This is a genomic window from Rhizobium mayense, from assembly GCF_030272705.1.
Lineage (GTDB): Bacteria > Pseudomonadota > Alphaproteobacteria > Rhizobiales > Rhizobiaceae > Rhizobium > Rhizobium mayense.
The window spans coordinates 17612-30406 of sequence record NZ_JARFYM010000051.1; the positions used below are offsets into that span (position 1 = coordinate 17612).

The following is a 12795-nucleotide window of genomic DNA, read 5'->3' on the forward strand; positions in this document are numbered from 1 at the left end:
ACGCCACGGGATTGGCGTGCCTTCAAGCCGCGCCCGAGCCGAAATGGAGGACACCGAATGCCCGCCGCGACCTATTCCCTTGATGTGCTGGATCCCAGGACGCTGCAGGGCCCCGGCGACCTGATTGCCCGCGACTTGCCACCGGGCAAGGCCGGCGGCATCCTACAGCATGACGAGGAGATCCATGCTCTTTCTTTGCATGGCATCAGCCTGTCATTCGGCGGCGTCGCTGCCCTTGTCGATGTGGACCTCTCCGTTGAGCCGGGGGAGATCCGGGCGATCATCGGTCCGAATGGCGCCGGCAAGAGCTCGCTGATCAATGTCATCAGCGGGGTCTATCGCTCGAACCATGGCCATGTTCGTATCGGTTCCAACTCCTATCGCCATGTGCCGACTGAACGGCTGGCGTCGCTCGGCGTTGCGCGCACCTTCCAGAACCTCGCCTTGTTCAAGGGGCTGAGCGTCACCGATAACGTCATCGCCGGTCGAGCGTATACGGTGCGCTCGACCTTTGCCGGGCAGATCCTCGGTCTTGGCCGCGCGCGCCGGGAAGAGGCGGATGCACGCGAGCGGGCCGCCCGCATTATCGAGTTTTTGCATCTGGATCAGGTCAGCCATCGTCTCGTCGGCACGCTTCCCTACGGGCTGCAAAAACGCGTCGAACTCGCCCGCGCCCTGGTGGCCGAACCGAAGATCCTGCTTCTGGACGAGCCTATGGCGGGGATGACGGCGAGCGAAAAGAACGACATGGCGGATTTCATTCGGTCAGCCCGAGATCGGTATGAGACAACGGTGATCCTTATCGAACACGATATCGGCGTGGTCATGCAGCTTTCCGACCGGATCGCGGTCCTCCATTACGGCCGAAAGATCGCCGACGGCAGTCCGGACGAAATTCGTGCCGATAAGTGCGTCATCGACGCCTATCTCGGCGTCGTTGCGGAAAACGAAGACGGGGAGGGCATCTGATGGTAGATTTCGACTGGCTGTTTCTGATCGAAGTGCTGGTAGGCGGCTTGCTGTCGGGCGTCATGTATTCGCTCGTCGCCATCGGTTTCGTGCTGATCTACAAGACGTCGGGCGTCCTCAATTTCGCTCAAGGGGCGATGTTGCTATTTGCCGCACTGACCTTCGTCAGCCTGCTTGAGCACGGCATACCCTTCGCGGTCGCGCTCCTTCTCACCTTCGTCGCCATGGTGCTGATCGGTCTAGCCGTCGAACGCACGGTGCTGCGGCCGTTGACGAACAAGCCGCCGATTACGCTTTTCATGGCGACGCTTGGGCTCTCCTATATCATCGAAGGAGCGGCTCAGCTCATCTGGGGCACGCAGGTTCACGGTTTGGAGCTCGGGATCGAGGATGTTCCCTTCGATGTCGGCGGCGTATTCATCAGCCAGTTCGATCTATTTGCGGCCGCCGTCGCCGGTCTGATGGTGGCGGCGCTGTCAGCCTTCTTCCGCTATACCCGAATTGGCTTGGCATTTCGCGCCGTAGCCGACGATCAGTTCGCTGCACTTGCGGTCGGGCTGAAACTGCCCTGGATCTGGGCAACGGTCTGGGCAGCTGCCGGTGTCGTGGCGCTGGTTGCCGGCCTGTTGTGGGGTGCGCGGCTCGGTGTACAGTTCTCTCTGTCGCTGGTGGTGCTGAAAGCGCTGCCCGTCCTCGTCCTCGGCGGCTTCGATTCCATTCTGGGTGCGATCGTCGGCGGCCTGCTGATCGGCGCGACCGAGAAGCTCGCGGAAGTCTATATCGGCGAATATTTCGGCGGCGGCATCGAAGGCTGGATTGCCTATGTCGCAGCACTCGCCTTCCTGCTCATCCGCCCCTCCGGTCTGTTTGGTCAAAAGCTCGTGGAAAGGGTCTGATATGGCTGTCATTACCGCCGATTTTCATCCCACTTGGTTCTTCAGTCGCTGGCTGATGCCGATTGCTATCCTTGCGGGCGCTTATCTCGTGGTCCCCTTTATCGGTTCGTCCTATTTGTTCGAAGCGATCCTTCTGCCGTTCCTGGCGCTCAGCCTTGCCGGCGTCGGCCTGAATCTGCTTACCGGCTATGCAGGCCAGGTCTCGCTCGGCAGTGCTGCCTTCATGGCAGTCGGTGCCTTTGCTGCTTACAATTTCAATCTGCGCGTCGATGGCCTGCCTTTGATCGTCAGTATCCTGCTGGCCGGCCTTCTGGCCGCGGTGATCGGCATCGTCTTCGGCCTGCCGAGCCTCAGATTGAAGGGTTTTTATCTGGCGGTGTCGACACTGGCCGCGCAGTTCTTCGTGCAGTGGGCGCTCACCAAATTCAGCTGGTTTTCCAACGATTCTCCCTCAGGGGTCATCGATGCGCCGCCTTTGACGCTTGCCGGTGTGGAATTTACGGGTCCGGCAGGCCGCTATCTCTTTTCGCTTACGATCGTCGTGGCGCTAACCTTCCTGGCGCATCGGCTGACGACATCTCAAACCGGCCGCAACTTCATTGCCGTTCGGGACAATGAGATCGCGGCACGCATCATCGGTGTGCCAGTGCTGAGAACCAAGTTGCTGGCCTTTGCCATCTCCTCTTTCATCATCGCGGTTGCGGGAGCGCTTTGGGCCTTTGCTTATCTGAGAACCGTCGAGCCGGCCGGCTTCAATCTCGACCGGTCGTTCCAGATCCTTTTCATCATCATCATCGGCGGGCTTGCTTCGACGCGGGGCGCCTATCTCGGCGCCGCTCTGATCGTCGTCTTCCCGCTCGTGCTGTCCCGACTGGGCTCGTTCCTGCTCGGCGATGTCTTCGATTCCGGCGTGCTCGACATGAGCCAGCGCATCGTGCTCGGCGTCCTGATCATTCTGTTTCTGATCCTCGAACCGGACGGGCTTTCCTCGCTCTGGGGCAAGATGCGAAGGCGGTTCGGCTCTGCCATCGGCAGGCCGGCCTGACCAAGCCGGGGCAAAAGCTCCGAACATACCAAACCCATTGCTCATTCAACCCAGTTCCGGCCATCACACCGGACAATACCCGGAGTGTATCCAAACATGACCATGCTTGCGAAATTGAAGGCTGCCGTCATTGCGGCTGGACTGGCCGTCTCGGCCGCGATACCGGCCGCCCATGCAGACGAACAATATTTCCCGCTGCAGAGCTATCGCGTCGGGCCCTATGCTGCCGGCGGTACCGGCTTCTTCGGGGGGTTCATCGACTACCTGAACCTCATCAACACGCGCGACGGCGGTGTCAACGGCGTCAAGCTCACCTGGTCGGAAGCGGAAACACAATATGAGGTCGAGCGCGGGGTCGAGACCTATGAGCGCCTCAAGAGCAATCCGAATATTGCCGCCTGGAACCCGCTTTCCGTCGGTATCGCCTATGCCATGATCGACCGCATCACCCAGGACAAGGTGCCGTTGATTACCATCAACCATGGTCGCACGGATTCCACCGACGGCCGCGTTTTCCCCTATGTCTTTCCGCTGCTGCTCAACCCCTACAGCGAGACCTCGGGCATCGTGAACTATATCGCCTCAAAGCTCGGCGGTCTCGACAAGCTTAAGGGCAAGAAGATCGTCGTGCTCTATCACGGCTCGCCTTACGGCAAGGAAACGATCCCGATCTATGAACTCCTGTCGCAGAAATACGGCTTCGAACTGCAGCAGATCGAAGTGCCGCATCCGGGCAATGAGCAACAGGCACAATGGTTGACGATCCGCCGCGCCAAGCCGGATTACGTAGTGCTGCGCGGCTGGGGCGTCATGAACCCGGTCGCCTTAAAAACCGCGGCCAAGACCGGCTTTCCTGCCGACCATATCATCGGCAATGTCTGGTCTAACTCTGAAGAGGACGTCATCCCGGCAGGCGATGCCGCGAAGGGATATACCGCCATCACCACCCAGGCCTCCGGCACGGAATATCCGATCGTCCAGGAGATCGTGAAGACGCTCTACGACAACGGCAAGGGCAATCTCGAAGACAAGAAGCGCATCGGCTCCGTCTACCACAATCTCGGCATCGTCAACGGTATCCTGAACGTCGAGGCGATCCGTATTGCCCAGGAAAAGTTCGGACATCGCACTCTGACCGGCGACGAGGTTCGTTGGGGCTTCGAGCATCTGCAGCTTGATCCGGCTCGCGTCGAGGCGCTCGGCGCCAAGGGCCTGTTCCATTCCATCAACGTCACCTGGGATAATCATGAGGGCAACGGCTACGTGACCTTCCAGCAGTGGGACGGCAAAAAGTGGAACGTGGTTTCTGACTGGATTGCGCCCGACTGGGCGCTGCTGAGGCCGATCATCGAGAAATCCTCGGAAGCCTACGCCAAGGAAAAGGGCATCAAGCTGCGCACGTCTGAAGACGCACAGGCCGTGACGAACTGAGCCCGGTGGCTGGGCATCGGTAGCGTAGTGGTACCGCTTCCTGCCGATGCCCGGCTCGCATTCGAAACCACACTGAGATTGGGTGGACGATGGCTGGAAAAGACGTTCTGCTGAGCGTGGACGGGATCAACGCGACCTATAATGGAGCAATCACGGCGCTTCACGGTGTCAGCTTCGCATTGCGCCGCGGCGAGATTCTGGCGCTGCTGGGTGCCAATGGCGCCGGCAAGACGACGACGCTCAAGGCGATTTCGAATCTGCTTCCGGCCGAGCGCGGCGAGATTACCGCCGGCGGCATTCTATACGAGGGCCGCGACGTCACCGCGGCAACGCCGGCCGAATTGGTGCGCGCCGGTCTCGTGCAGGTGCTTGAGGGCCGGCATTGCTTCCGTAATTTGACCATCGAGGAAAATCTCGTTTCCGGCGGTCTCGGACGGAGCGGTTCGCGCGCTGAGATCGCCGCCGATCTGGAGAGAATCTACACGATTTTTCCCCGGCTGAAGGAGAAGCGTCGCGCATTGGCCGGCCTTACCTCGGGTGGTGAACAGCAAATGGCGGCGATCGGCCGTGCGTTGATGTCACGTCCAAAGCTTTTGGTGCTCGACGAGCCGTCCATGGGGCTGGCTCCGATCGTCGTGCAGGACATTTTCCGGACGCTGCGGCGGCTGAACGTTGAAAGCGGTCTTTCCATTCTCGTTGCCGAACAGAATTCGGCGATCGCCCTGCGGTACGCCGACCGTGCGACAGTCCTCGAAAACGGCGCTGCCGTGCTTTCGGGCGATGCTGCGGAGTTGCGCGGGCGCGACGACGTCAGAGCATTTTATCTCGGTCAGAAATCCACGCCGGTATTCACACCCGCAGCAATAAACCTCCCACCGGCCTGATCGGCCGCCACGGTCAACCAGGAGAAACCACCATGACGCTCTCACAGGTCAATACTGAAAACGCCGTCAAGGCTGTGCCGGCGGTTCCTCGCCCGATCGAGCCTGCCCATGTCATCAAGGACGATGCCGAGGCAATCGTCGTCGCCCGCCGGCTCGCGGCCGAATTCGTGAAGGAATCCGCCAAGCGGGACCGAGAACGCATTTGGCCCGTCGCCGAGTTGGATGCCTTCTCGCAAAGCGGCCTATGGTCCATCAATGTGCCGAAGGCCTTCGGCGGTCCGGAGGTTTCGTACGCCACGCTCGCAAAGGTCATCGAAATCATATCGGCAGCGGATTCCTCAATCGGCCAGATCGCCCAGAACCATCTGGGCGTGGTCGCTGCGGTCCGCACCGTATCGGATCCCGAGCAGCAGAAACTTTTGTTTGCCGAGGTGCTGAAGGGCACCCGCTTCGGCAATGCTTTTTCGGAATTTGGTTCCAAACGAGCGGTCGATTTCGAAACGCGCTTCACCGATGCGGGCGACCATGTCGTCGTCAACGGGCGTAAGTTCTATTCCTCCGGTGCGTTGCTCGCGCATCTTGTTCCGATCGTCGCGCTCGATGATGAAGGACGGGCCTGGTATGCGATTGCCGAGCGGGACGCACCGGGGCTCACCGTCATCGATGACTGGTCCTCTTTCGGGCAGCGCACGACGCTGTCGGGCACGGTGCTGCTTGACAACGTCAAGGTGCCGAAGACCCATCTCGTGCCCGGATACAGGGGCTATGAAGTGCCGACCGCCGATGGCGCGATTTTCCAGATCATCCAGGTTGCTGTCGACACCGGCATCGCACAAGCGGCCATTGACGAGACGGTCGCCTTCGTGCGCACCAAGAGCCGGGCATGGGCGGATAGTGGCCAGGATCATGCCTGGGAGGATCCCTATACGATCCAGGCTGTCGGCGACCTCACATTGCGCCTGCATGCGGCGCAAGCGCTTCTGGAAAAAGCCGGCTATGCAATCGACCGCGCCGTGCTGAACCCCAATGCGGAGACGGTCGCCGAAGCGCAGATCGTGACGGCAGAGGCCAAGGTTCTGTCCACCGAAATCGCAATTGCGGCGACCAACAAACTGTTCGAACTCGCAGGCACCCGCTCAACGCTCGCCGAGCACAATCTCGATCGCCATTGGCGCAATGCGCGCACTCATACGCTCCATGACCCTGTGCGCTGGAAATACGCCATTCTCGGAAGATACTTCCTGAATGGCGAAAATCCTCCCCTGCATGCATGGAGTTGACGATCCGAACAGGTCTCTCGCGACGAAGCAAACCAAATGCGGCCTCTGCCAAACACATGGCGGAGGCGATCTGCACTATCTAAAGCTAGCGCAGGTCAATGGTAAGAGGAGCTACCAAGCACCGTTGCGTCTAGAAGCATCAATTTTCAAGGCTCCCAGAATAGCGGAGACGTCCAAATTCGGGATTGGTCCCGCTGACGCGCCGTTATGAACAGCGGATGTTCTCGTCCCGGATCGAGCTCGAGTTCGTGCAACGAGATCTCGCCCGCAAGATCCCTGGACAGCGGTTTGATTGCCTGGATACCAGCCTTCTCGTCATAGGAGCCGATCGCGACCCGCATGCCCGATTTGTTCGACTTGGCCGCTGCCTTTTTCAGGACCTGGACCTCGCGATGGACACACAAGACCTCCGCCATCTTCTGCTCGAACTCGGCATCGCGACGTTTCAGATAGGAGCGCATCTTGTGCGGTTTAATGTCCTCCCGGCCAAGGAGCTTGCTCACGATACCCTGAACCAGACGGGCCAGACAGGAATGTCCGGCCCCCGGTCCGTCGCAAAGGACATGAGGGAAATATGCTCAGCCCATCAGCCCATGAGGACAGTTTCAGCCGGGAAATTCTGCCACCGGTGGACACCTGGACCGATGCCATGGTCGCGAAGGGGTTTGGCGATCGTGCCGCCTTGATCGGCGCAAGGCGCCGGCGAACCTACAAGGAGCTTGCGGACGGGACCAATCGCCTCGCAAACGCGCTTGTGGATCACTTGGGCGTGAGGCTGGGCAACAGGGTGCTGATTCGCTCGGCGAATAATCCCGCGATGGTGGCGTGCTTGTTGGCTGCGACAAAGGGGGCGCCGTTGTCGTCAACACTTTGCCGATGCTGCGCCGGAGAATTGACCAAGTATCACAACAAGGCCGAGATCAGCCATGCACTTTGCGACATCCGGCTGATGGATGAACTACAGTAGAAGCATCAGATATTCGCGGCTGTGTAAAATTCAAAAGGGACAATGTGCTGCAACACAGTCGGTGATCGGTCAGTATCAAGCGCTTCCGCCATTGCGCGAACCATGGTCTCTCCTAGCAGCTTCGCTGGATGGGATAGGACGACTTTGATCAGACCCTCAGCGAGACCGGCTCTTGTTTCATTCGTAAGTTCGTGCGCTATGACGACAAGGCGTTTGGCTGCTGGCCCTCCATCCTCCCGCAAGGCTCTCATCACGCCTGTGATACCGCCGCCGGCGACGTAGAGACCGACCCAATTCGGCTCGGTCTGCAGAAGACGCTGTGTGGCTTCATACGCGATCTCGGGCTCTTCAAGGGTCGCAACCGTCTCCAACATCTGGAAGCCCGATGCGGTCTCTCGAAAATACGATCGAAAGCCCATTTCGTTCAGCTCTTGGGCAAGATAGCGGTGACTTCCGACGAAGACAGAAACCTTGCCGCCATTGCCATTTAGCCCAGCTATGAACCAAGCCGCCGTACGGCCCTTCTTGACGCAATCGTTGCCGACATATCCTGCGCGCGCGGCGGTGGAAATGTCGGAAATCATGGTCACGACCGGAATGTTTTCTGCGGCGAGGCCATCGACCGCGTGATTCACTTGCGGGTGGTCGGAGGTGATCATTCCGATGACGTCGGCTTCGCGGCTGAGAGCGTAGATTGCCTCGGCAGCTTTGTCAGGCGCAAGGTCGTCCATGAACCTAACGACGGCCCTTCCATCGGCATCAGGAAAGGCTTCGGTCGCTGCAACCAGAATGTCGCTCCACATCTGATAAAGGTTGCGGTGAGATCGCTTGAGAAGAAAGCCAAACTTGATCGCCGGCTTGTCGTGCTCGAGCCGCCGCTCGATGGCCGTCATGCCGTGGAACCCGATCTGTCGGGCGGCGCTCAGAACCCGCTCCACTGTCTGCGGACGCACCGAGTCGCGGCCGTTCAGCACACGATCGACTGTTGAAATGCTTACGTTAGCGGCCTTTGCCAAATCTGAGATCGTCGGGCGAGACATGTCAAACCTTTCATAATCTTTCGCAATTCATCTTCCAGTTAAAGTCAGTTTGGCACGAGAACTTCGGAGGTTCTCTCTTCTGGAGGAAATACTCTCATGTCTGCGACCTTTCAAAGGGTGACGCCGCTTTCGGACGCCGACGGCGATCGCGCGCCTATGGATAACGGTCCGGGTTAGGTCTTGAAATGCGCTTGATCACCAAGGCGTTCCTTATCGTCATCGGCACCCATTCTTCACCCGGACCTGGGGAGGCGGGAGGTGGGATTTGGTGGGACGTCGCAGTTCCGGAGGTTGGAAATTCCGAATTGATGGAGGTAGCGCGATCGGAATACGTGCGCAAGCGCAGTCTCCAGCACGGCGTAGTATGAGCAAGGCGCAGGGGCGCGCAGCAGAGACATGCCGCTCGCCGATTGCACTCATTCAAACAATCAATTTTACGCAGCGTCTCGAACGCCTTAAAAATCGCAGGACGGACGGAGTTGAAAGAAGCTTAAGCGGGCAAGTCATCGCATCCGCGGCCCGCGAGCTGGAGACGATCGAGGGTCCTTCGGTAAGTCACCGGAGATGAGTGTGTCTGACTAAAGTTCGCAGGACCATATTGCCTCTGTCGAGGTCGGCTAGGCCGCTAGACCACCCCGCCGATGGTGCCGGCTCCAGACGCAATTGAGCTGTGTGCAACTGGGAATCCTTCCGGCCTTACGACAGCGGTTAGAACGTGCGCGATGGCGGTAATGGAGCGCCAATCTCTGCCGAGAAAGTCCGCTGAGGGAAGTTACAGGGACGCTCACCTTCGACGGCTGTAGACCTAGCCATGAGGTACCGTTATCGATCACGAGTTCTTTGGTGGCGCCCGATTACGACGAATTTTGGTTTCTATCCACGATTGAGGTGACGCATGGTGTATAGCTTTTTGCTTGCGTCCTGGGGGACGTCGGGTAATCTGAGCCCGTTGTTGACTGCAGCTCGACGACTGCAACGGCGCGGCCATAGCGTCCGTATCATGGCCGATCCAGAGATGCAGCGTGAAGTGGCTGCGGCGGGTTTCGACTTCGTGTGCTGGCGTCGTGCCCCAATAGGCATCGACGCGGACCCGACTTGCTTTTCAGACATGCGCGACTGGTTCCAAAAAGCGGTCTTCGGCCCCGCGCCCGCTTATGCGGCCGACATCCATGATGAGATCGGCCGCGTCCCGACGGATGCTGTTGTTGCCATCGATATGTTGTTCGGCGCCGTACTGGGCGCCGAAGCTGCGGGCGTTCCCATCGCATTGTTGTCACCCCATGTGAGTCTTCGCCCTCTGCCAGGGATTCCGCCGGCCACCAGCGGACTCGTGCAGCCGCAAACGCCAGAAGAGCGGATCGCGACTGCGGCGGCGAACGAAGACTGGGTTTGCTTCCTAAACCAATTCCTTTCCCTTCTAAACGAGGCGCGTGCCGGCCTCGGCCTCTCCGGCTTAGCCAGCACGGTGAATTTGTTCGAGCGCGCCGATCGGTACTTGCTGGCGATCAGCCGGACCTTCGACTTTGCGGCCGACCTCCTACCGGACAACGTTCGTTATGTTGGGCCGCTGTTGGAGCAACCAAATTGGTCAAAGAGCTGGAACGCGCCTTGGCCAGTGGACCCCAATCGACCTCGTGTGCTCGTCGCCTGCAGCTCCGGCGCTCAGGGTCAAGACGACTTGGTCCAACGGATCATCAGCGCACTGGGTACGCTGGACGTGTACGCGGTTGCGACGATCGGCCCCCATGTCGATGCGGGGAAGCTGGTCGCCCCCACGAACGTGCATCTGCTGCACGGCGCACCGCATGACGTAGTGATGAAGGAAGTCTGCCTCGTGGTAACGCAGGGCGGCCACGGCACCGTCAGTCGAGGGCTGATAAACGGTCTGCCGCAATTGGTGCTCCCCAACGGGCGCGACCAAGGGGATAATGCGGCACGAGTTGTGTCGAAGGGAGCTGGTCTACGGCTGTCGCCGAGTGCGAGTGAGGCTGAGATCGCCGACGCTGTCACTCAGCTACTTCAGGAACCGTGTTATCCTGCTGCGGCGCGCCGCTTGGGCGATGGCATCAAAGCGGAAATCGCCGCCTCCGGTCTCGTTGACGAATTGGAGGCTATGGTGGCAAAGAGGCGTATTGTCGGATCGGCGACCTGATGCAGGCGGTTTGATCGTGCATTCGGATTGTTCGAATTCATCGGCGGCGGCGCAGGCATCTCCCCTCCGGGATTTAGGCATCGATATCATTCCTTCGATGCTTCCGTACCGGGCGCAAGTCGATCTTATCTCCGGCCTGGTGCCTCTTCCAGGTCATCGTATTCCAGCGTTGCCCCTTCTGGCGCGGGCGTTCTCTACTCGATTGCATCTGTTTGGTCGGCGAACCCATTGTCTTCGCGGTCTGACTGCCGTTGGCTGCTCTCTCTGACACACACCATCTATCCTTAGATAGCCAGCACAGAAAAAAGGAGTCGAACCTCATGAATGTAGCCGAATCAGGCCCCATCCTGATGAATCGCGCCGGGGTGTGCCTCGCGCACTTCGAAGCTATTTCGGCGTCGCCCCTGAGTCAGCCGCTCGTCCTGATTCACGGCTGGACCGGCGATCACAGGATATTCACGCCGCAGATCGAACATTTCGCTAACAGTCGGCACGTCGTTGCGGTCAACCTCCGCGGTCACGGACACAGCGATGCGCCAAAGCAGGAGTACACGATCGAGGGTTTTGCCGACGACGTAGCATGGCAATGCGGTGAGCTGAAGCTCGAAAAACCGCTGGTCATCGGCCACAGCATGGGTGGGTCGGTCGCACTTGAGCTGTGCGGGCGCCATCCGGAGCTGGCCTCGGGTCTGGTGATGATCGATTCTGTTGTCATGCCCCGGTGGGCGCTGCGCGACAGCCCCGAAATTGGCCAGTTCCTGGATGAGATTTCCGGCTCAAATTATCGGGAGGTTTTGCGGAAAAATGCGTGGTCCATGGCCCTCGACTACGATGACCCTTCCAGGCGCGAGAGCATCCACAACATCTACATCCGGGCTTCGTGCGAGAAGACACCGCAGCATGTGGCATATTCGGTAATGCGCGATTTCTTTCTCAATTATGACGCGTCCCCTGCGGCATCGCGTTGCAAGATCCCGATGGCCTACATCGCGGCCGATGTGCCGCTGGTGAGCGCTGCGTGTGATCTCGACTGGCTAAAGGCTCGCTGCTCGCAGCTTGTTCTGGCCAAGACGCTGTTGGCTGGCCATTTCAACACCATCGAGGTGGCTGACCAGGTGAATGCAATGCTCGACCGCTTCCTAGCAGTCGGCCTGAGGCCGCGCCCCACCACCGGGTCGTAACGGATGTGCCGAATAGATCGGTTCACGATGTAAAGTCATGCTTTCGACTGAGCGAAGCATCGCGACACCTTCCCCAGCCGGTCGTCAGCGCCGAGGTTTTCGGCGAAGAACATCACGCTGGAGGAGCCCACGTCGAACGCAAGGGCGCGCTGATCGTGGGCGCCCGTTTCCGCCTTGTTGAGAGGCAGAATCTCTTGAGCGAGCCGCGCCGAACGGTGCCAAGACAGCCGCAGTTCGTTAAGGCCATCGATGCTGATCTCGGGTGGTCCAAGTCTCATTCCGCTGCAACAGCGCTCATCGAACACCCAGTTCGGTAACTCATGGGAAAGATCGGGCCGCTTGTGCATAAAGATGGACATCAGGCTCTTGCCGCGCCGACAGCAGCGAGACCTTCACCTTGCTCCCGAACAGCGGGGGCCACGGATAGGCGATCGTCGCAAACGAAAACCGTATGCAGAATGTCGGTCGTTAGCCGCGTTTTGACTGGAGGACATAACGCGCGCCATTGAACGGGCGGAAGTCGACAAGCTGGCACGACACATAACCTCTTGGCAGTTTGTCAGATTGGCTTCAACACACTGCTGTCTTTCCACTCTCTAACCAGCTAAAAACAGCCATATACTTATCCGTTATGGTGGCACAAGATTTGCGTCGTTAGCTAAGAGGCTGCGGCGCCGTATTCGCGTTTCAAGGCACAGCGACGGAAGGAAACAACTTGCCTGATCCGAAAAATCCTACCGTCGCCCGCGCAATAAGGGCATTGCGAGAAAGGGATCGAGTTAGATCAGAACCAATGGCTCGCTACCCAGCGAACGGCAATTGCGGACATGAACATGCATGTCCTTGCCGGCGTGCGCGGCGGCAATCACGGTGAGATTCAGCGTCAATCAGGATGAGACTCTGCGGCGGGGGTGTGACGTAGGGAGGGCGTAGCCCGACCGGAGTTACAT

Annotated in this window: 11 protein-coding genes and 1 pseudogene; 9 read left to right on the plus strand and 3 right to left on the minus strand. The window is 59.3% G+C overall.

Features of this window, described 5'->3' with window-relative positions; all coding sequences use genetic code 11:
- Positions 1-57 precede the first annotated feature (57 nt).
- The 6 genes from PY649_RS32275 (at position 58) to PY649_RS32300 (ending at position 6505) form a co-directional block, all read left to right on the plus strand.
- Positions 58-969 carry an ABC transporter ATP-binding protein gene (locus PY649_RS32275; protein ID WP_285872994.1) on the plus strand — a complete coding sequence of 304 codons (912 nt, stop codon included), beginning with the start codon at positions 58-60 and terminating at the stop codon, positions 967-969.
- The gene (locus PY649_RS32280; RefSeq protein ID WP_285872995.1) at positions 969-1865 is read left to right on the plus strand and encodes a branched-chain amino acid ABC transporter permease; all 897 of its coding nucleotides are present in this window, start codon (positions 969-971) and stop codon (positions 1863-1865) included. Before PY649_RS32275 ends, PY649_RS32280 begins: the two co-directional genes overlap by 1 nt.
- A 1-nt stretch (position 1866) precedes the next feature.
- A complete protein-coding gene (locus PY649_RS32285) occupies positions 1867-2910 on the plus strand; it encodes a branched-chain amino acid ABC transporter permease (protein WP_285872996.1) in 1044 nt (347 codons plus the stop codon).
- A 96-nt stretch (positions 2911-3006) separates the two neighbouring features.
- A complete protein-coding gene (locus PY649_RS32290; RefSeq protein ID WP_285872997.1) occupies positions 3007-4341 on the plus strand; it encodes an ABC transporter substrate-binding protein in 1335 nt (444 codons plus the stop codon).
- Positions 4342-4430: 89 nt separating this feature from the next.
- Positions 4431-5225: an ABC transporter ATP-binding protein gene (locus tag PY649_RS32295; protein ID WP_285872998.1), complete on the plus strand. Its 795-nt coding sequence runs from the start codon at positions 4431-4433 to the stop codon at positions 5223-5225.
- Between the two features lie 32 nt (positions 5226-5257).
- Positions 5258-6505, plus strand: a complete 1248-nt coding sequence (locus tag PY649_RS32300) for an SfnB family sulfur acquisition oxidoreductase (protein WP_285872999.1) — start codon at positions 5258-5260, stop codon at positions 6503-6505.
- Positions 6506-6651: 146 nt separating this feature from the next.
- Here PY649_RS32300 and PY649_RS32305 read toward each other — a convergent pair whose 3' ends face one another.
- Positions 6652-7008: a hypothetical protein gene (locus tag PY649_RS32305; RefSeq protein ID WP_285873000.1), complete on the minus strand. Its 357-nt coding sequence runs from the start codon at positions 7006-7008 to the stop codon at positions 6652-6654.
- Positions 7009-7079: 71 nt separating this feature from the next.
- On the opposite strand from PY649_RS32305, the pseudogene PY649_RS32310 reads away from it, so the two are divergent.
- Positions 7080-7466, plus strand: a pseudogene (locus tag PY649_RS32310) (AMP-binding protein); the annotation flags it as partial.
- Between the two features lie 11 nt (positions 7467-7477).
- On the opposite strand, the gene PY649_RS32315 reads toward PY649_RS32310, so the two are convergent.
- Entirely contained in the window at positions 7478-8512 is a 1035-nt protein-coding gene (locus PY649_RS32315) for a LacI family DNA-binding transcriptional regulator (protein ID WP_285873003.1), read from the minus strand.
- A gap of 1000 nt (positions 8513-9512) precedes the next feature.
- Between PY649_RS32315 and PY649_RS32320 the strand changes: the two genes are divergently transcribed.
- On the plus strand, positions 9513-10664 hold the full coding sequence (locus tag PY649_RS32320) for a glycosyltransferase (protein ID WP_285873004.1): 1152 nt from the start codon (positions 9513-9515) through the stop codon (positions 10662-10664).
- A gap of 320 nt (positions 10665-10984) precedes the next feature.
- Positions 10985-11845, plus strand: a complete 861-nt coding sequence (locus PY649_RS32325) for an alpha/beta fold hydrolase (protein WP_285873006.1) — start codon at positions 10985-10987, stop codon at positions 11843-11845.
- A 35-nt stretch (positions 11846-11880) separates the two neighbouring features.
- On the opposite strand, the gene PY649_RS32330 is transcribed toward PY649_RS32325, so the two are convergent.
- Positions 11881-12204 (minus strand): hypothetical protein, encoded by a 324-nt coding sequence (locus tag PY649_RS32330; RefSeq protein ID WP_285873007.1) that lies wholly within the window; start codon positions 12202-12204, stop codon positions 11881-11883.
- Between the last annotated feature and the right edge of the window lie 591 nt (positions 12205-12795).

Coding starts and splice junctions, on each gene's coding strand:
- PY649_RS32320 (WP_285873004.1), top strand. CDS start 9,513: ATGGCCGATCCAGAGATGCAGCGTGAAGTGGCTGCGGCGGGTTTCGAC.
- PY649_RS32300 (WP_285872999.1), top strand. CDS start 5,258: ATGACGCTCTCACAGGTCAATACTGAAAACGCCGTCAAGGCTGTGCCG.
- PY649_RS32280 (WP_285872995.1), top strand. CDS start 969: ATGGTAGATTTCGACTGGCTGTTTCTGATCGAAGTGCTGGTAGGCGGC.
- PY649_RS32315 (WP_285873003.1), bottom strand. CDS start 8,512: ATGTCTCGCCCGACGATCTCAGATTTGGCAAAGGCCGCTAACGTAAGC.
- PY649_RS32330 (WP_285873007.1), bottom strand. CDS start 12,204: ATGTCCATCTTTATGCACAAGCGGCCCGATCTTTCCCATGAGTTACCG.
- PY649_RS32290 (WP_285872997.1), top strand. CDS start 3,007: ATGACCATGCTTGCGAAATTGAAGGCTGCCGTCATTGCGGCTGGACTG.
- PY649_RS32285 (WP_285872996.1), top strand. CDS start 1,867: ATGGCTGTCATTACCGCCGATTTTCATCCCACTTGGTTCTTCAGTCGC.
- PY649_RS32325 (WP_285873006.1), top strand. CDS start 10,985: ATGAATGTAGCCGAATCAGGCCCCATCCTGATGAATCGCGCCGGGGTG.
- PY649_RS32275 (WP_285872994.1), top strand. CDS start 58: ATGCCCGCCGCGACCTATTCCCTTGATGTGCTGGATCCCAGGACGCTG.
- PY649_RS32295 (WP_285872998.1), top strand. CDS start 4,431: ATGGCTGGAAAAGACGTTCTGCTGAGCGTGGACGGGATCAACGCGACC.